This is a genomic window from Streptomyces sp. NPDC058464 (assembly GCF_042721035.1).
Classification (GTDB): Bacteria; Actinomycetota; Actinomycetes; order Streptomycetales; family Streptomycetaceae; genus Streptomyces.
Genome location: NZ_JBHXMA010000067.1, coordinates 1 through 18,683 on the forward strand (window position 1 = coordinate 1; position 18,683 = coordinate 18,683).

The window sequence follows — 18,683 nt, forward strand, 5'->3', positions numbered from 1 at the left end:
CGACTGGGCGGCGCTCGCGTTGTCGTCGCTGACCAGGAGGACCTTGTAACCGCCCTTGTCGTGGCCCGTTATGACCATGCCCTCGATGTTGTCGAGGAGCGGGTTGGGCTGCGGCTGCTTGGCCGTGGCGCCCAGCGACGGGCAGCTCGCGATGTCCGTGAGCAGGGTCTTCTTGACCAGCCGTACGTCGGCCTGCCCCGTCAGGTTGTCGATGCCACTGGTGTCGGTGGCGTGCCGGGGGTCGGCCAGGTAAAGGCGCACGGTGTTGCCGACGCCGGCCTTGTAGCCGCGCTCCAGGACCAGCAGGCGGCCGTCGGGGAGGGCCTGCACCTCGGAGACGCCGAGGGACGGGTCGTCGGTGCGGTAGGCGTACTGGGCCGACAGCTCGAAGTGGTTGTCCTTCGTGCGCTGCCAGGTCTGGAAGCGCACGGTCCCGGGGGTGTCGCCGGAGATCGCGTCCTCCATGGAGGCCAGCAGGGTGTGACCGCCGTTGAGCAGGGTCAGACCCTCGAAGGTCTGGTTGGAGGTGGCCCTTCCGGCGGGGGAGACCAGCAGCGAGGACGGCACGGGGAGGCGGTCCAGGATCTTGCCGTCCGCCGAGTAGCGGCGGATCGACGGCTCGGTCTCGGAGGTGATGAGCCGGGTGCCGTCCCGGTCAACGACCAGGCCCTCGGAGTCGAGCGCGGCGCCCTTCTCGTCGGCGAGCCCGACGACCGACTCGGGCGCGAGCGTCTTCGCGTCCAGGTCGAAGAGGTAGGACCGGTCGGCGAGAGCGGCGATGGAGCCGTCCTTGTCCACGGCGAGCGCGGACAGGTTGCCGACCAGGTAGCCGCCGAAGGTCGTCTTGTTGAGGGCGTCGGAGAAGCCGTCGAGGGAGACCGACGACGAACAGGCGTTGGCCGGGGCGGAGTCCACCGAAACGGCGGTGGCGGTCCCGGCGGCGGACAGAGAGGTGGCCGCCGCCAGGACGGCGGTGACGGTGGCGAGCGTGGTTCTGAGGTGCATGGCGGTCACCGTAGGCCGGGTTGGTGAAGTGGCGGAGATCAACTCATGAAGCGAAGGGACTCCTTCTGGACACCGCGGGTTTTTTGTGCAGTCTTGGTGCGGGAACGGTCAAGCCCGCTGATTCCCTCTCAGGGCGCCGCGAGGTCCTTGTCGGTGACCTTCGCGACGGCTGGATGGTGTTGATGCCGTGGCTCACGGTGTTGTTGTCGTGGGTCGGCGCGATCATCCGGTGGCCGTGGCCGCCGCCGGTGGACGTGCGTGGCGCGCTGCGGCCAGCCGTTCTCGACGTGCACGGGGACCCCGGACGGCACGCCGTACGGGTATGCCGGGCCCGCGGAAAGACCTGCACTCAAGCCCTCCTCCGCCTCGCCCGCCGCCGCGTCAGCGGCCGGTTCGGCACGGTCCCTGTTGGGGCCTCTGGCCGCCTGCTCGTTGCCATATAAAAAGTATACGGATCATAGAGCAGGGTTGGGTCGGGAGCGTCGAGTATCCGATTTGCTAACATATAGGCCCAAAATTGGCCTACTTGGCTGCCGGAGGCGGGCTTGACGCCTCACCGTGATGGGCTTAACTTCGCGGGAAGTAGTCCGTATACGTTTTAATTTTGAGCCGACAGCCTGAGCGGGCCACACTCCCGCGTCTTTCGAGGAGGAGGGCGGATGACCACCAAGCGATTCCATGACGACGACTCCGCCGTCGACGACTTCTACGCCGAAGTGGCGACGGCCGATCTGCAGCCGTTGTGGACGCAGGAGGGCCTTCTGACGAAGACGCCGGCCCGGCTCCGGCCGCACCTCTGGCGCTGGAAGACGCTCCGGGGGCTGGCCGAGCGGTCCGGGGAGCTGATCGGCATCGACCGGGGAGGCGACCGGCGGGTGCTGTCCCTGTCCCATCCGGACCTGTGCGGTCTGCCCTTCGCGACACACACGCTGTGGGGCGCCGTGCAGTACCTGCGGCCCGGTGAGCTCGCTCCCGCGCACCGCCACAGTCCGGCGGCCCTGCGTTTCGTGCTGGAAGGCAGTGGTGTGTGGACGCTGGTCAACGGTGACCCCCTGCACATGGCGCCGGGGGACCTGGTGCTGACTCCGAGCTACACCTGGCACGAGCATCACAACCCGGGCACCGAGCCCATGATCTGGTTCGACGGACTCGACCTGCCACTGGTGCGCAACCTCGACGCCGTCTTCTTCGAGCCGGGCAGCGACACGTTGACGGAGTACGAGCCCCGGCTCCGGTCGCGGTCCGAGGACCATTTCGCCGCCCCGGGCCTGGTCCCCGTCGGAGCCGAGGCCGTCGCCGTGCAGGACCCCGCGTCCGGCCGGTTCTCCAGGCTGCTCGCCTACCGCTGGTCCGACGTGGACGCGGCCCTGGACCGCCTTCTGGGGTCGACGGGCGGGGCGCAGGCCACGATCCGCTATGCGGACCCGGTGACCGGCGCCGACGTCATGCCGACCCTGCGGGCCGAGATCCACCGGGTGCTCGCGGGGCACCGCACCAAGCCGGTCCGGCGGGTCGGCAGCGGGATCTGGGTCGTGCACCGCGGCTCCGGCGCCTCGGTGGTGGGCGGCACCCGCTACTCGTGGTCGGCGGGGGACATGTTCGTCGCGCCGTCCTGGGCGACCGTCTCCCACGAGGCCGACGCCGACGCCGACCTCTTCCTGCTCTCCGACGAGCCCGTCCTGGAGGCGATCGGTCTTGCCCGCACCGAGGGGGCCGGCCGGGCGGACGGCGCGCCGGACGACAACTGAACCCGCTCTCGACCACCGCTGAGCCGCACCGAGCCGCAGTCCTGAGGAGAACGAAGATGACGAACACGACGCGCCGCGTCGAAAGACTGGTGGTCGGGGGAGGCATAGGCGGACTGGCCGCCGCCCTCGCCCTCGCCCGCCAGGGCCTGGACGTCCATGTGATCGAGCAGGCCCAGGAGTTCGCCGAGATCGGCGCCGGCGTGCAGCTCGCGCCCAACGCCCTTCGGACACTGGACCGGCTGGGCGTCCTGGAGCCCGTGCTCGACGGGGCGGTCAAGCCGCCCAGCGCCGTCCTGATGAACGCCGTCACCGGGGAACGGATCACCTCCCTGGGCTTCGGCCGGGGCTTCCAGCACACCTACGCCCAGCCCTACATCGTCACCCACCGGTCGGATCTGCTGGACGCGATCCTCGCGGCCTGCGTCGAGGAACCGGCGATCACTCTGGAGGTCGGCCGCAAGGCCGTCGTCCTCGCGGAGACCGCTCAAGGGGTCCTCGTGACGTGCGCGGACGGCTCGTCGTACGAGGCCGGCGCGCTGATCGGCGCCGACGGCCTGTGGTCGGCCGTGCGGGCGTACACCGTGGACGACGGGGCTCCCGCCTACGTAGGCGATGTCGCCTACCGCGGGACGATTCCCATCGAGGCGGCCTCGGACCGGGTGGGCCGGGACGACATGACCTGGTGGATCGGACCCGGCGTCCACCTCATCCAGTACCCGGTGCGGGGCGGCAGGCTCTTCAACCAGGTCGCGGTCTTCGCCGCCGACCGGTCCGGCGACCCGGCCGGCTGGGGCGCCCCCGCCGAACTCGACAAGGCGTTCGCCGGAGTCTCGGACCACGTCGCCGCGGGCGTCCGGTCCATCAGCCGTGACCGTCGCTGGGTGCTGCGGGACAGGCTCCCGGTGCCGACCTGGACCCGGGGCCGCGCGACACTGCTGGGCGACGCGGCGCACCCGATGCCCCAGTACCTGGCGCAGGGCGCGTGCCAGGCGCTGGAGGACGCGGTGGTACTCGCGGACGCCCTGGCGGCGCACGGCAGCGATGTCGAGGCCGCGTTCGCGGCGTACGAGGCGGAGCGCGTGCCCCGGACCGCCCGGCTCCAGGTCTGGGCCCGGCGGATGGGCGAGATCGTGCACGCCGACGGCGTGACGGCGATGCTGCGCGACGCGCTGCTCGCCCAGTGCGATCCCGCCGACCTGCCCCAGACCGACTACCTCTACGGCTACGAGCCCCGCCTCTCCGGCGTGCGGGCCGGGTGAAGGAGAACAGATGCGTCTCGTGAGCTACGACGACGGCCGCGTCGGCTGTCTGAGGGACGACCGTGTGTACCCCCTCACCGGCGTGCCGACCATGCGCGCGCTGCTGGAGAACTGGGCCGGAGCCGGGCTGCCGGCGATCGAGGACGGACCGGGGATCCCGCTCGCCGACATCCGGCTGCGAGTACCGGTGGCCGATCCGTCGAAGATCATCGCCGCTCCGGTCAACTACCGCGACCACCAGGCCGAGATGAGCGTCGACTCCCAGGTCGGGGCGCTCGGCTTCTTCCTGAAGGCGCCCTCCTCGCTGCTGGACCCCGACGGCACCGTCCAACTGCCCTACCATGACCGGCGGTTCGACCAGGAGGGCGAGCTGGCCCTGGTGATCGGCAGGACCGCCCGGCGGGTCAGCGAGCGGGAGGCGCTGGACCACGTGTTCGGCTACACCGGCCTGCTGGACATCACCATGCGCGGCGGCGAGGACCGCTCCACCCGGAAGTCGTTCGAGACCTTCACCCCGATGGGGCCGGTGCTGGTCACCGCCGACGAGTTCGGCGACCCCGAGAACGTCGAACTGCGGTGCTGGGTCGACGGCGAACTGCGCCAGAAGGCCAACACCCGGGACCTCATCTGGGGAGTGGCCCAGCTGGTGGCGTACGCGTCGACCGTGACCACCCTGTACCCGGGCGACGTGATCACCACCGGTACGCCCGCCGGCGTGGGCCCGCTCCGGGCCGGTGACACGATCCGGCTGGAACTGTCGGGGCTGGGGGCCGACCTCGCGGTCCTGGTGGCCGACGACGAGGCCACCGCCTCCGCCACCTCCGGCCGCGACAGCGGACCGGTGCCGCCGCCCGCGCGGCCCAGAAGGACGGACCGGTGACCGGCGCCGGGAAGCCACTCCCGCTGGCAGGCGCCGGCAAGCCGCTGCCGCTGGCCGGACTGCGGGTGATCGAGCTCGGCAGCCTCATCGCCGGGCCGTACGCCGGGCGGCTGCTGGCCGACTTCGGGGCCGAGGTCATCAAGATCGAGGCCCCCGAACGGCCCGACCCGCTGCGTGAGTGGGGCAACGCCCGCCACCGGGACCACACCCTGTGGTGGTCGGTGCAGAGCCGGAACAAGAAGGTCGTCACCCTCGACCTGCGCATGCCGGCGGGCCGTGAGCTGCTGCTGGACCTCGTGGAGTCCGCCGACGTCCTGCTGGAGAACTTCCGGCCGGGCACCCTGGAGCGCTGGGGTCTGGGCACCGACGTGCTGTGGGAACGCAATCGGGGGCTGGTCGTCGCCCGGGTCTCCGGATACGGCCAGACCGGCCCGTACCGGCACCGGCCCGGCTACGCGTCCGTCGCCGAGGCGTTCAGCGGCCTGCGCCACCTCGCCGGCTTCCCCGGCCAGCCGCCGCCGCGCATCGGCATCTCGCTGGGCGACAGCCTCGCCGCGCTCATCGCCCTCCAAGGCGTGCTCATGGCGCTGTACTGGCGGGACGCCCGGGGCGGAGAGGGCCAGGAGATCGACGTGTCACTGGTCGAGTCCTGCTTCTCGCTGCTGGAGAGCGTCGTTCCCGAGTACGCGGCCACCGGCGCGGTCCGCCAGCCCTCGGGCACGGCGCTGCCCGGGCTCGCCCCGTCCAACCTCTACCGCACCCGCGACGCGGGCTGGGTGATCATCGCCGCCAACCAGGACACCGTCTTCGAGCGGCTGACCAGGGCGATGGAGCGACCCGAGCTCGCCACGGACCCCCGGTTCGCCACACACGGGGCCCGGGGCCGCCACCAGGCGGAGATCGACGCCCTGGTGGAGGCGTGGTCCAGCGGGCTCGACCGGGCGGCGATCCTGGAACTCCTGGACGCGGCGGGGGTGCCCGCCGGCCCGGTGCACACCGTCGCCGACGTCTTCGCCGACCCCCTGTTCACCGAACGGGAGATGCTGCTGCCAGTCGAGGACGAGGAACTGGGCGAGATCGTGATGCCCGGTGTGGTGCCCAAGATGTCGGCCACGCCGGGCCGCGTGGAGTGGCCCGGCGCGCTCCACCCGGGAGCGCACAACAAGGAGGTCTACGGCGGGCTGCTCGGCATCGACGACGCTGAACTCTCCCGGCTGGAGAAGGAGGGGGTGCTGTGACCGGGGTGGAGATCGTCGAGGTGTGCCCGCGGGACGGGCTCCAGAACGAGAAGCGTGTGGTCCCCACGGACGACAAGATCGAACTGGTCCACCGGCTGATCGCCGCCGGCGCGCGCCGGATCGAGGTCGCGAGCTTCGTCCATCCGCGCCGCGTCCCGCAGATGGCGGACGCCGAGGCCGTCGTCGCGGGGCTCCGGCCGCCGCCGGGGGTGCGCCTCACCGGCCTTGTGCTCAACGCGCGCGGCCTGGAGCGGGCGATCGCGACCGGTGGCCTCGACGAGGTGAACTACGTCGTCCCGGCCACCGACGCCTTCGGCCTCGCCAACCAGGGCCGGGGCACCGCGGACTGCCTGGCAGAGCTGCCGCTGATCCGCAAGCTCTGCGACGAGGCGGGACTGGACCTGACCGTCACCCTCGCCGTCGCCTTCGGCTGCCCGTACACCGGGGACGTGTCCCCGCCGGCCGTGGTCGAGGCGGCGCGGCGGATCGTCGACGTCCGGCCGGACGAACTCGCGCTCGCGGACACCATCGGGTGCGCGGTGCCGGCCGAGGTGACCGGTCTGTTCCGTGCACTGCGGACCCTTCCGGGCCTGCCGCCGCTGCGCACGCACTTCCACCAGACCAGGATGACCGCGCTCGCCAACGTCCACGCCGCCCAGGCCGAGGGTGTCACCCGGCACGACGCCAGCGCCGGCGGTCTCGGGGGCTGCCCCTTCGCACCCGGCGCTGAGGGGAACGCCGCCACGGAGGACGTCGCCTGGATGCTCCGGCGCAGCGGTCACGACGCGGGACTCGACATCGACCGGATCACCGAGACCGGCCGGTGGATCTGTGCCCTCCTGGGTGTGCCCTCCCGGTCCGGTCTGGCCGCCGCCGGGCCCTTCCCCGGCGCCGACCTGGCCCGCCGTGACGGCGGCCTGTCAGACTGAGGAGCATACGTACCATCGGCGTGAAGGCGGGAAGGGGCACTGTGAGCGTCAGCGGGCTGGGGCTGGTGGCATCGGACGGGCTTCCCGTGCTGGGAGCGGCTCCGGGACATCTCGCCCGGTGCGCGCAACAGCTCCACGCGGAACTGTGGCAGCAGCGCGTGCCCCACCGGCTGACGTCGATGCAGTACGGGGTGCTGCTGGTCCTCGGCCAGCAGCCGGGCGCGGACCAGCGGACGGTGGCCGAACTCATGTCGCTCGACAAGACCACCGCGGCCGGGGTGCTGCGGCGGCTGGAGAGCCGTGGGTTCGTGGTGCGTGAGCGGGACGCCGGCGACGGCCGCAGAATGCTGGCCCGGCTCACCGACGAGGGCACCACGGCCCTGCTGGGAGCCGCCCCGGCGGTGCTGGAGGTCCAGGACCTGCTCCTGAAGCCGCTCACCTTCGACGAGGGAGAGGACCTGCTCAGGGTCCTCAGGGCCGTCGCCTACCAGGGCGTGCCGCCGTCCGTCACGGCGGCGTCACCGGAGAACGCGCCGGTGCCCGGCTGGCCCCTCAGGCTTCCCACGCTCCGGTTGCACACCACGCCGGGACACCTCGTCCGCCGTACCCAGCAGCTGCACACCACGCTGTGGGCCGAGCGGGTCTCCGCCGAGCTGACCTCGGTGCAGTACAGCGCCCTGCTCGTGCTGCACCGCGAGGCGCCGCTCGACCAGCGGTCGCTGGGGCGGCATGTCTCCTTCGACAAGTCCACCGGCGGCGATGTGACGTCCAGGCTGGAGAGCCGACGGCTCATCACCCGCGCCCGCGACATGGGCGACAGCCGACGCAACGTCCTGGCCCTGACGGAGTCGGGCCGCGAGCTCCTGTGGCGACACGCTCCCGGCGTGCTCGACGTGCAGCGGGAACTGATGCGGCCGCTGACGGACCCGGACCGCGCACTCTTCCTCACCCTGATGCAGCGGCTGACGAGCCAGACCGACACAGCTGAGGTCGGCGCGCGCGTCACCGTGTGATCCGAGGCCCCCCGGGCCCCTCACCGCCCCGGTGACCCGGGAGGGACGGCGGCACGTCCGCCGGCCTCGGCGCGCGTTGGTCCTCGGGCGTGCGGCGGGACCCCGACCGCCGTGCCCCGAGGCCACGGTCCGTGCCACAGCACGGGCGCACTCTCCCAGGTCCCCCATACGCACGGCCCTGAGGCACGGTGCGGTTCACGGAGGTGGTTTCGATGGTTGCGAAGGTCATGGCGACGGAGACGGCGCGACCGGAGAACGCGGTCCTGGCCGCCATCGGGCGCCGGGTGCTCTGGCTGTCCACGGCGGTGATCGACCACGCCAACCGGGTGCGGCCCAACACCTCGGGGATCAAGGTGGGCGGCCACCAGGCCTCCAGCGCCTCCATGGTCTCGATCATGACCAGCCTGTGGTTCCACGCCCTGCGGGCGGAGGACCGGGTCTCGGTCAAACCGCACGCCTCGCCCGTGTTGCACGCGATCAACTACCTGCTGGGCGAGCTGGACGAGTCGTACCTGAGCACCCTGCGCTCCCTCGGGGGGCTGCAGAGCTACCCGAGCCGTACCAAGGATCCCGATCCGGTGGACTACGCGACGGGATCCGTGGGCATCGGCGCCACGGCCCCGCTGTGGGGAGCGATCGCCCGGCGGTACGCGGAGGGGCGTTTCGGCGGCGTCGGGACGGGACGGCAGTTCTCGCTGCTCGGCGACGCGGAACTGGACGAGGGCGCGATCTGGGAAGCGGTCCAGGACCCCATGGTGCAGAGCCTGGGCGAGGCCGTCTGGATCGTCGACCTGAACCGGCAGTCCCTGGACCGGGTGGTGCCCGGCATCGCTGCCGACCGACTGCAGGGGATGTTCGCCGCCGCCGGCTGGCAGGTGCTCACCCTCAAGTACGGGCAGCTCCTCGAAGAGCTCTTCACCCGGCCCGGGGGAGACGCCCTGCGCACCCGCATCGACGCCATGGGCAACCCCGAGTACCAGAGTCTGCTGCGCTGTTCCGCCGGGGACCTGCGGGAGCGGCTGCCCGGCACAGGTTCGGCCCAGGCCCCCATAGCGGAGCTGGTCGCCGCCCTGGACGACGAGACGCTGCTCGCCGCGCTGCGGAATCTGGGTGGTCACGACCTGGGCGCGTTGCGGACCGCGTACGACGCCATCGACGACACCCGCCCGACGGTGATCTTCGCCTACACGGTCAAGGGGTACGGCCTTCCCCTGGAGGGACATCCGCAGAACCACTCCTCGCTGCTGACGGGCGATCAGATACGGGCGCTGGCCGACCGCTCCGGCGTCGTCCGGGCCGGGCTGGAGCTCCTCGACCGCTGTGGATGACGCCTGCGCAAGTAGGAGCATCGATCAGTAAACGGATCAAATTCCGACGATGAGCGACTGTTCGCCGGCTTGGTCACCGGACGGCGCGGAGCGGCGTCCCGTTGCCTGAAGCGGCAGTCCGAACGATGTTTTCACTTGGTTGTACGCGACGCGGACGCCGTGAGTCTTGACGCTCGTCAAGCAACCACTTAGCTTCAATTAATCCGTATGCGTCCTATCTGAAGCGGGCGTGTGATCGCGGACTCTCACGAAGGAGTGAGAATGATGAAGAAGTCACGTCGCTGGATATCCGAGGAGATCGACCGGCTCGACCCGGAGACCGACTCGGACGGCCGGGCAGGAGACCGCCGCACACCGGTTCTGGCGGGAGATCGGCAAGCTCGTCACCGACGAGCACGGTGAGCCGATCCTGGACTTCCCCGCCGGCTGGGACGCGCTCGTGGAGTTCAACCGCGAGTACGAGTGCCGGGCATGGCTCGTGCACGACGGGGGTGTCCTGATCGCCGACGCGCTCCTCGCCCAGTTCGCGCACCGCTGTTTCCCTCGCCCGCTGCACCCGCTCGGGCGGGCGCTGGTCCTGGCCACCGAAGAGGCCGGCGTCCTGCGGGTGCACGGGCTGACGGCACTGCGCCCGGCGGCCCGCACCGTGGTGCTGCGGGGCCTCGGACTGGTGACGCGCCTCGGCATGCTGAAGGGCGATCCCAGTGAGAACTACCATGAGCGGCTCCTCCGGGAGCCTGAGGAACGGCGTGCGCGGCACGCCGAGCGGATCGCCCGTCTCGACCGGGGCCTCATCGCCCGGTTCCGCAGTGAGCACGGGCTCACCACGCGCGGCGGCCGGCGCGCCCCCTCCGTTGAGCGAAAGGCAGGTACCCGACCGGGGCTGCGGATCGGCTTCAGGACGCTGTCGGTGATCTTCGCCCGCTGAGGCCGAGTCCGCCGGCCGCGCCTGCGGGGATGTCCTTGTGGTGCCGCGCCGGTATGAGCGGGGCGGGGGATTCCCTCGTTGACGGTGCGGTGATCTCACTCGGCACGCCGGCGATGAGAGGCTCCGTCGGATCCGGACCCTTCCATGTCAGGTGTCCCGTACGAGCTGGTCGAGCACGTCTGCTGGCTCGTCTGCGCCGGAAGGCGTCAACTTCGCACTCCTGGCGCAGGCTGGGGGTGCTTCAAGCAGAACTTGTCGGTCCTGGCCCGCTTACGTGGGGACGAGACCCTCGCACAGGTGGGGCCGGCCACGGTCCGTACTCCGTGCCGAGGACCAGGACGGGCAGCGTCGACCGGTGTCACCCCGGGTGTGTCGGCGCCGGCGCCGGGACCACTGCGGCACACACCGCAGAAGCAGGAGATCCGCCGTCTGGTTTGGGCGGGTGAGCCCTCTCTACGATGGCGAAATCGCGCAACGGAGCGTATTCAAGGAGGCCCAGAATGACAGAGGGTAAGCGACTGTCTGTGGAGGACCGGCTCGATATCCAGGAACTGTTCGCCAAGTACGCCTGGGCGCTCGACACCGGTGATCTGGAGGGCTATCTGGCCTGTTTCACCGAGGACGGCTACCTCGTGTCGGTGAACGGGGAGAAGCAGCGCGGCCGTGAGGCCATAGTCAAGGAGATCACCGAACTCTGGTACGGCCGGGGCAACGCCTTCAAAGGCCGCCAGCACCTGGTCAACCATTTCCTCCTGACGCCCGAGGGCGAAGGCGTGCGGGCCCGGGCCTTCTTCTTCATCCCGCAGTTCAGCGTGGACTACATGACCAACATCCTCTTCGGCATCGGCACCTGGGACAACTTCTGCGTGAAGCAGGACGGCGAGTGGCGGTTCAAGGCGGTGAAGCCGGTGCCGTGGCTCAGCGAGCAGCATGTGCCCTGGGGCGGGCTGCCGAATCCGGGCGACCCGGCGTAACGCACCTGATCCAGCTGTGGGCCTTACCCGCTTCTCTGTCGGATTCCCTGAAAAACTCTCCGGCTCCACCATGCCCTGGGGAAGGAACCATGGCACACAATTCATCGATCGCCGCTCCCGAATTGGCGGCGAACAAGGAAGTCATACGCAGGGCAATGGCTCTGCTGCTCGATCCGGAAACCGCTGAAGAGGCACGCGGATATCTGACCGAGGAATACATTCAGCACAACCCCAACATCGTCTCCGGAGCCGACGCCATCATCGCGTGGACGAAGACCGAGGAGGCGCGGCAGGCACGTGAGTCCATGCGCCCGGCACCCGAGCCGCCGGTGTTCGTGGCCGAGGGAGACAGGGTCGTGATGATGCTCCCGCGGGACGTCCCCGACCCCACCGACCCCACCAGGACGTACCGAACCTACTGGTTCGACATGTGGCGCGTCGAGAACGGCAGGCTCGCCGAGCACTGGGACGGCGCGCCGCTGGAGCACAAGGAAAGCGACCGATAACCACAGAGCAGCTCCGCAGTTCCAGGAAAACCGGGCCGGCCCCGGATTCCATTGCCCACACGCAGGAGGCGTAATGGCGCGCTCTCACCGCATCATGTCCACAGTCGGGATATTCACCTGTACGGCCTTCGGTATGTCGGGGGTCTTCGCCGGATCGTTCTCGGTATTCCAGCAGCCGGTCACGCAGTCCCTGGGCTGGGCGACGGCCGTATTCGGCGCCGTCTTCACCGTCGTGAACGTCGTCATGGCCATCGGCAGTCCGCTGGTCGGCCGCCTTGTCGACCGCATCGGTGTGCGCGTTCCCGTCGTCGCGGGCGTCGTGCTGTTCGCCCTCGGGTTGTTCGGGATCTCCCAGATCCACTCGGCGGGGGCCTTGTACTGGATCTCCGCCGTCTGCCTCGGCCTCGGAGCCTCGCTGGCCGGCCCGGTCGCCGCGATGCGGGTGGTGTCCTCGTGGTACGACGGCAGCCGGGCCCTCTTCCTCGGCGTGGTGATCGCCGCCGCACCGCAGCTGGCGCAGGCGGCGGTCGCACCGACGGCCCGGTGGCTGATCGGCTCGGTGGGATGGCGTGGTGCCTACCAGGTGCTGGCCACGGCGGTGCTGGTCTTCGGCGGTGTGGCGGCGGTCTTCCTGGTGCGGACCCGGTCCGCCCCGGCCGGCCCCGCGGTGCAGGACGCCGGTCCCCGGTCGGCAGGGGCACAGCCACTGTCCGAGCCCGGAGTTCCCGCCCGGCGGGCGTACCGCTCCAGAACGTTCTGGTTCATCACCGTCGCCGACTGCCTGGTGACCGGTGCCCTGATCGGGACACAGACGAACATGGTGGGCTGGCTGACCAGCCGAGGCACCTCCGGCGGCACGGCGACCCTGCTGCTGTCGATCCTGGCCCTGTCGGTGCTGGCCGGTGTGGTCTGCTGCGGCTACCTCGCCGACCGCATCCAGTCGCCGCGCGTGACAGCCGCCTGCTACGTGCTTCCGGTGCTCAGCCTCGTGTGCCTGCTCGCGGCCGGCAACTCCTTCGGGCTTCTGGTCCTGGGCGTCGTGATGATGGGCATGGGGCTGGCCTGCGCCGCGATGCTGCTGCCCTTCCTCGTCACCCGTTACTTCGGGCTCAAGTCCTCCGCCGAGATCTACGGCGTCAGCACCGCGGCGAACGTCGTGAGCTCGGGAGTCGGCACCCTCGCGATCGGGGCGGGGTTCGATGCCACCGGCAGCTACACCCTGCCGATCGGCCTGGCGGCGACGGGGACGGCGGTCTCCCTGCTCCTCATGCTGACGCTGAAGCCCTACGCCTACGGAGCGGCCAAGCCGGAACCGACGGGTGTGGAAGGCATCGGCAACACCGCCCCCACCACCGTCTAGCCCCCGGCACCGTACGCACCTGGCCGCGGACGGTTCCCCGCTCTCCCGCCCGCGCCCGCACTCCCTCTTCCTGTCCCAGGAGCAGCCATGCCGACGACGAAGCCCTACGGCCGGAATCCGCATCCCCACCCCCTGAACCCCGTCGAGGGCACGTTGTCACAGCTCTACGTCAGTGTCGTGGGCCTGGAGGACGGCCCCTCCAAGTTGCCGCTGCTCATCGCACGGGACCTGGAGGAACGCTTCATCCGCGACGGCTGGCCGGTGGGCAGGGTGTACGGACACGAAGCCGAGTTGGCAGCGTGGTACCGCGTCGGCCGGGACGTGATGCGGGAGGCCGTGCGCATTCTGGACGCACGCGACTGCGCGCGGATGCAGCGCGGCCCGCACGGGGGACTCGTCGTCACCAAGCCGCGCGGCGCGCACCTGCGGGACGCGCTCGGCAGCTTCGTCCACCTGACGGAGACCAGCCCGGCGAAGATCCTGGAAGCCTGGAGTCTGCTGCACGCGGCGGCGGCACGGCTCGCGGCGGACAACACGGGCGGGGAGCCGCCCCCCGCTCCGGCCGGGGACGACCGTGCCTCGGGCGGCGCCGCCGCCCAGCTCAGGCACTACGGCAGGGGGCTCGTCGCACGCAGCGGCAGCGATCTCCTGGCCCGCCTCAGCGACCTGCTGGCACCGCTGCTGCCACCGGTGTGCCAAAGCCCGGCCGCCGACCGTCTCGGGCAGGTGACCGACCGGATCGACCGGGAACTGGACCGCCGGGCGGCGGACAGCGCGGCGCGGCGGGTACGGGCGCTCTTTCGCGGCGTGGAGGGACGCAACCTCGACGCGGTACTCGGTTCGGGTGACTGGGAGCGCACCCTCCGCCCGCAGTGCGAGAACCGGAGCAGCACCCCCGCCCTGGAAGTCGTCCGGCGGATGATGGCGGACGTCACCCCGGGGGAGTGGACGGCAGGGCACCCGCTCGGCAACGAGCTGGACCTCTGCGAGCGCTGGCGGGTGGATCGCAGCGTCATCCGGCAGGCCATCCGCATCATGGAGGACGCCGGCACGGCCATCACCCTGCCCGGCCGGGGACACGGCCTGGTGACGCGGCGTCCGCACTCGGCGTCCCTCAGCCGCCAGCTCTGCGTCTTCCTCGCCTCGAACTCCCAGGACCTGGCGGACGCCGAGACCGCCCTCGACGCTCTGCTGACCGAGATGGCGGCGCTGTCCGCGAGGCGGCTCCAGGCCGCGGACGCCCCGCTCCTCACCTCGCTCTTCGACAGCCTGGACCATCTGGACAAGGCGGCACCGATCTCCAGCGTCCAGCCCATCGAGCGGCTCCAGCACCGGCTCGCACACAACACGCTGCTCTCCCTGCTCGTCGACGGGGTGAAGGCCTATCTGTCGTGGAGCATGGCCGAAGAACTGATGGCGCCCACCTGGATCATGCGGGTCTACGCCGACGCCACGCGCGAGGTGCTGCTGGCCATCGGCCGACACGATGCGAAGAGCGCCGCGCTGTCGGAGCAGGCGAAGCTGGCCACCCTCAAGCGGTGCCGCCGAATCATCGTCGATCCGCCCCCCGGCCCGTCGCCGTTCCCAGACGGACACGAGCGTTGGAACGGTCCGGGACCCGAGCACAGGACGCGCGGCTGACACCGACCGCTCCCCGGCACACCTGCCGCTGACACACCACCTCACACTCCACCATCAGGAGAGGCCCCAACGTCATGGATCAGCCTGCCCACGCCCCGGCGGCGCGCCTCAGCGCCTCCGGCCTGCTCGACCCCGCCCTATGGACCGGCAAGGTCTTCACCGGGCGATGGCACGCCCCCGACGCCGGCGTTCTCGAAGTCCGCGAGCCGGCGACCGGCCTGCTGCTCGGCACGGTCGGCGCGTCCTCACCGGAGGCCGTGGCGGCCACGGTGCTGTCGGCAGGCCGGGCGCAGCCCGAGTGGGCACGCACCCCCGCGGAGGAGCGCGCCCGCGTCATGCGCCGGGCCGCCGCGCTGTTCGAGGAGCACCGGGACACCCTCATCGAGTGGGTGATCAGGGAGACCGGAGGGGTGCGCGGCAAGGCGGAGACGGAACTGGCGGGCACCATCGGCGAGCTCTACCATTCCGCCGCGCTGCTGATCGAACCCGAGGGACAGGTGCTCCCGTCGGCCGCCCCGGGCCGGATGAGCCTGGCCCGCCGGGTGCCGCTCGGCCTCGTCAGCGTCATCACACCGTGGAACTTCCCGATGCTGCTGGCGATGCGGTCCGTGGCCCCTGCCCTGGCGCTCGGCAACGCCGTGCTGCTCAAGCCCGACCCGCAGACACCGGTCACGGGCGGCGTCGTCCTGGCGCGCATCCTCGCCGAAGCGGGCGTCCCGGAGGGCGTGTTCAGCATCGTCAACGGTGGCGCCGAGGTCGGTGAGGCGCTGGTGACCGCGCCTGACGTACGCCTCGTCACCTTCACCGGTTCGACCGCCGTCGGCCGGCGGGTGGGCCGGCTCGCCGGGGAGCACCTGAAAAAGGTCTCGCTCGAACTGGGCGGCAAGAGCCCGATCATCGTCATGGACGACGCCGACATCGAGGCCGCCTCGTCGGCCGGGGCATGGGGGGCCTTCCTGCACCAGGGGCAGATCTGCATGGCTTCCGGCCGGCACATCGTCCACCGCGACGTGGCCGACGACTACGTCGCCGCGCTGGCCGAGCGCGCCGAGCGGCTGCCCGTCGGCGATCCGTTCCGCGAGGAGGTGGCGCTCGGGCCGATCATCAACAGTCGTCAGCTCGCGCGCGTCGACACCATCGTGAAGGACACCGTCGCGGCGGGGGCGAAGCTCATGGCCGGCGGTACCTGCGAGGGGCCGTACTACGCCCCGACGGTGCTCTCCGACGTGGCCCGGGACATGCCCGCCTACGACCTGGAGGTGTTCGGCCCGGTCGCGCCGGTGACGGTGGCGGAGGACGAGGAGCACGCGATCTTTCTCGCCAACGACACGGACTACGGGCTCTCCGCCGCCGTCTACACCTCCTCGCTCGACCGCGGTCTGCGCATGGCCGCCCGGATCCGCTCCGGCATGATCCACATCAACGACCAGACCATCGCGGATCTGCCGGGGATCCCCATGGGGGGCATGGGCGTATCGGGCAACGGCTCGCGCTTCGGCTCCACCACCAACTGGGACGAGTTCACCGAATGGCAGTGGATGACGGTCGGCAGCGGCCAGACGGCTTACCCCTTCTGACCGCGTCTTCCGACCACCGTTTCTGACCCACCCCTCTGACGCGGCACCGGAACCGGAGACCCGCATGGACGCAACGACCCGTACGCCTGCCCGGCCCGCCGCGGTGAGCGGCGCCCCGGACGGACAGCGCGCCCTCGCCGCGCTCGGCGCGGGCTTCCTGGAGAGCCTCACCTCCCACGACCCCGGGAAGGCACGGCTCGCCCCGTCCTTCCGAGCTACCGAGAACCTCCGCGAGGTGCCGGTCGGCGCGGGGCTGTGGGAGACCGCCGAGGACTTCCTGGGCCTGTTGACCTTCATCGATCCGGCGCAGAGCCAGCTGGTTCACCTGGGCGTCGCCGTCGCCGGCGGGCACCGTCCCTTCGCCCTGCGTGTGAAGGCGGAGGGCGGCCTGCTGACGGAGGCGGAGACGATCCTCGGCAGCGATGTCAAAGGGCACTTCGCCGACGTGGACCAACTGCTGAAGCCGGACATCATCTACGGCGCACCCGTCCCCCCGGACCGGGCGAGCGACCGCGACGGGCTCCTCCGCGTCGCGGACAGTTACTGGCGGGGGCTCCAGGAGAGCGACGGCAGCCTGGTGCCCGTCGGCTACCGCTGCGACCGCTACGACAACGGCAAGAAGATCACCAACACGCTCACCACACTGCTGTCTCCGGACGCGGCCGTCCACACGGTCGCGAGCTGCCTCAACGCCACCAGGGGCGCCAGGCCGAGGGTGCGCGGTCGACGATTCCCGGTCCTCGACGTCGCGCACGGTGTCGCCGTCAGCCTGGCCGTCGCGGACTTCCACCCCGTCCCGTCGAGCCCCCGGCCGGACAGCGGCTCCTTCTACGTGGTCGCCGTCTTCAAGGTGGTCGACCAAGAGATACGCATCATCGACGAGATACGCGAGATCATGCCGCTGGGCACACCCTGCGCATGGTCGGGCGAGTGAGGAACCCCACATGACGCGGCATTCTTCCCTGCACGGATCCGCTCCGGACGCCCTGCACGAATCCCCCCTGACCACCGCCGAGGGCCGCCGTATCCGCGACGCCGTCCGGGCACTGGTGCCGCTGATCCGCGAGCACGCTCCGGAAGGCGAGAAACTCGGCTGCCTGCCGCCGGCCACGCTTCAGGCGCTGAGCGGCACGGGCGTCTTCCGCGTCTCCGTGCCGGAGAAGTTCGAAGGCCACGCCCTCGGTGCCCGCGACCTCGCGGAGATCGTCACCGAGGTCGCGCGCGGCGACGGATCCGCGGCCTGGACCGTCATGATCGCGAGCGGGTTCACCCGCGTGATGCTGACCTTCCCGGACGAGACCGTGAACGAGGTCTACACGGGGGCCGCCGACTGGCCGGGTCCCGTGGTCGCCAGTGCCTCGCTCTTCTCCGAGCGCATCCAGCGGGCCCGTCGGGCCGACGGTGGCTACGTGGTCGAGGCGGGCGGCAAGTGGGCCTTCGGCAGCGGTTGCAAGCACGCCGCGTACGTGGTCGTGGGCGTCCAGGTCGAGGAGGAGTCCGGCGGCGCGACGCGTGGCATGGCGCTCCTGGAGAAGGGGCGGTACGAGATCCTCGACGACTGGCAGGTGATGGGGCTCCAGGGCTCGTCCAGCAACAGCGTCACCACGCCGCAGGACGTTTTCGTCCCCGAGCACCACTTCGTGGGACTCGCCGACTTCCCGCGGCGGCTCGACGAGATCCGCGACCGCTACGACGGCCTGGGGCTCGCCCTGGACGGACGCGGCCTGATGCTGGTCGTCGCGCTGGAGACCATGGCGATCACCCTGGGTATGGCCAAGGGCGCGTTCGACTGCTTCGTCGAGCAGTGCCAGGGGCGCAAGCCGTTCAACCTCCCGTACGGCTCCGTCGCCGAGACGCCGTCGGTACAGGTCGTCGCCGGCAAGGTCCGGGCCATGATCAACGCCGCCGAGGCGCTGGTCCTCGGCCGCGCGGACCACATCGACCGCAAGGCGCGGGCCGCGGAGCCGTTCACGCCGGCCGAGGAGGCCGAGATCACGATGGACCTGGTCCATGCCGGCAATGTCTGCGGCACGGCGATCGACATGATCCAGATCGCCCTCGGCTCGTCGACCGTCAGCCTGAAGAACCCCGTCCAGCGGTTCGCCCGCGATGTCCGCGTCGCACTCACGCACGGCTCGACCCGGCTCGACCCCGCCGCGGAGATCAGCGGCCGTGTCCTGCTGGGGCTGCCCCCGCTCACCCCGGGAATGGCCGCCGTGCCCGGCGTCGACAAGGCGGAGAACCGGGCCGCCGCAGCCCACTGACCCATGCGTCCGAGAGCCGTACGGCGACCGGAG

The 18,683-nt window shown here is 71.0% G+C and carries 15 protein-coding genes and 1 pseudogene; 15 read left to right on the top strand and 1 reads right to left on the bottom strand.

Annotated features, from left to right (window positions below; genetic code table 11):
* A partial coding sequence (locus ACFWPQ_RS47920; protein ID WP_384050414.1) for an esterase-like activity of phytase family protein occupies positions 1-1,005 on the bottom strand: 1,005 nt, incomplete at its 3' end.
* A 659-nt stretch (positions 1,006-1,664) separates the two neighbouring features.
* On the opposite strand from ACFWPQ_RS47920, the gene ACFWPQ_RS47925 reads away from it, so the two are divergent.
* The 15 genes and pseudogenes from ACFWPQ_RS47925 to ACFWPQ_RS47995 all read left to right on the top strand — a co-directional run bounded on the left by ACFWPQ_RS47925 (position 1,665) and on the right by ACFWPQ_RS47995 (position 18,650).
* Positions 1,665-2,753: a cupin domain-containing protein gene (locus tag ACFWPQ_RS47925; protein WP_384050417.1), complete on the top strand. Its 1,089-nt coding sequence runs from the start codon at positions 1,665-1,667 to the stop codon at positions 2,751-2,753.
* A gap of 56 nt (positions 2,754-2,809) precedes the next feature.
* Positions 2,810-4,012 (top strand): FAD-dependent monooxygenase, encoded by a 1,203-nt coding sequence (locus ACFWPQ_RS47930; protein WP_384050420.1) that lies wholly within the window; start codon positions 2,810-2,812, stop codon positions 4,010-4,012.
* A 10-nt stretch (positions 4,013-4,022) separates the two neighbouring features.
* A complete protein-coding gene (locus ACFWPQ_RS47935; RefSeq protein ID WP_384050423.1) occupies positions 4,023-4,892 on the top strand; it encodes a fumarylacetoacetate hydrolase family protein in 870 nt (289 codons plus the stop codon).
* Entirely contained in the window at positions 4,889-6,130 is a 1,242-nt protein-coding gene (locus tag ACFWPQ_RS47940; protein ID WP_384050426.1) for a CaiB/BaiF CoA transferase family protein, read from the top strand. The genes ACFWPQ_RS47935 and ACFWPQ_RS47940 overlap by 4 nt, the downstream gene beginning before the upstream one ends.
* The gene (locus tag ACFWPQ_RS47945; protein ID WP_384050428.1) at positions 6,127-7,059 is read left to right on the top strand and encodes a hydroxymethylglutaryl-CoA lyase; all 933 of its coding nucleotides are present in this window, start codon (positions 6,127-6,129) and stop codon (positions 7,057-7,059) included. Before ACFWPQ_RS47940 ends, ACFWPQ_RS47945 begins: the two co-directional genes overlap by 4 nt.
* Before the next feature lie 41 nt (positions 7,060-7,100).
* On the top strand, positions 7,101-8,072 hold the full coding sequence (locus tag ACFWPQ_RS47950; protein ID WP_384050431.1) for a MarR family winged helix-turn-helix transcriptional regulator: 972 nt from the start codon (positions 7,101-7,103) through the stop codon (positions 8,070-8,072).
* A 227-nt stretch (positions 8,073-8,299) separates the two neighbouring features.
* A pseudogene (locus ACFWPQ_RS47955) lies at positions 8,300-9,358 on the top strand (pyruvate dehydrogenase); the annotation flags it as partial.
* A gap of 481 nt (positions 9,359-9,839) precedes the next feature.
* Positions 9,840-10,328: a hypothetical protein gene (locus ACFWPQ_RS47960; protein ID WP_384050434.1), complete on the top strand. Its 489-nt coding sequence runs from the start codon at positions 9,840-9,842 to the stop codon at positions 10,326-10,328.
* Between the two features lie 500 nt (positions 10,329-10,828).
* Complete coding sequence (locus tag ACFWPQ_RS47965; protein WP_384050437.1) at positions 10,829-11,302, top strand: nuclear transport factor 2 family protein; 474 nt, start codon at positions 10,829-10,831, stop codon at positions 11,300-11,302.
* A gap of 89 nt (positions 11,303-11,391) precedes the next feature.
* The gene (locus tag ACFWPQ_RS47970; protein ID WP_384050440.1) at positions 11,392-11,808 is read left to right on the top strand and encodes a nuclear transport factor 2 family protein; all 417 of its coding nucleotides are present in this window, start codon (positions 11,392-11,394) and stop codon (positions 11,806-11,808) included.
* A gap of 94 nt (positions 11,809-11,902) precedes the next feature.
* Complete coding sequence (locus ACFWPQ_RS47975) at positions 11,903-13,168, top strand: MFS transporter (RefSeq protein ID WP_384050443.1); 1,266 nt, start codon at positions 11,903-11,905, stop codon at positions 13,166-13,168.
* An 87-nt stretch (positions 13,169-13,255) separates the two neighbouring features.
* Positions 13,256-14,809, top strand: coding sequence for a GntR family transcriptional regulator (locus ACFWPQ_RS47980; protein ID WP_384050446.1), 1,554 nt, complete (start codon positions 13,256-13,258; stop codon positions 14,807-14,809).
* Positions 14,810-14,883: 74 nt separating this feature from the next.
* Entirely contained in the window at positions 14,884-16,386 is a 1,503-nt protein-coding gene (locus ACFWPQ_RS47985) for an aldehyde dehydrogenase family protein (protein ID WP_384050449.1), read from the top strand.
* Between the two features lie 64 nt (positions 16,387-16,450).
* Positions 16,451-17,320, top strand: coding sequence for a hypothetical protein (locus ACFWPQ_RS47990; protein WP_384050452.1), 870 nt, complete (start codon positions 16,451-16,453; stop codon positions 17,318-17,320).
* A gap of 10 nt (positions 17,321-17,330) precedes the next feature.
* Positions 17,331-18,650, top strand: a complete 1,320-nt coding sequence (locus ACFWPQ_RS47995; RefSeq protein ID WP_384050455.1) for an acyl-CoA dehydrogenase family protein — start codon at positions 17,331-17,333, stop codon at positions 18,648-18,650.
* Positions 18,651-18,683: the final 33 nt, after the last annotated feature.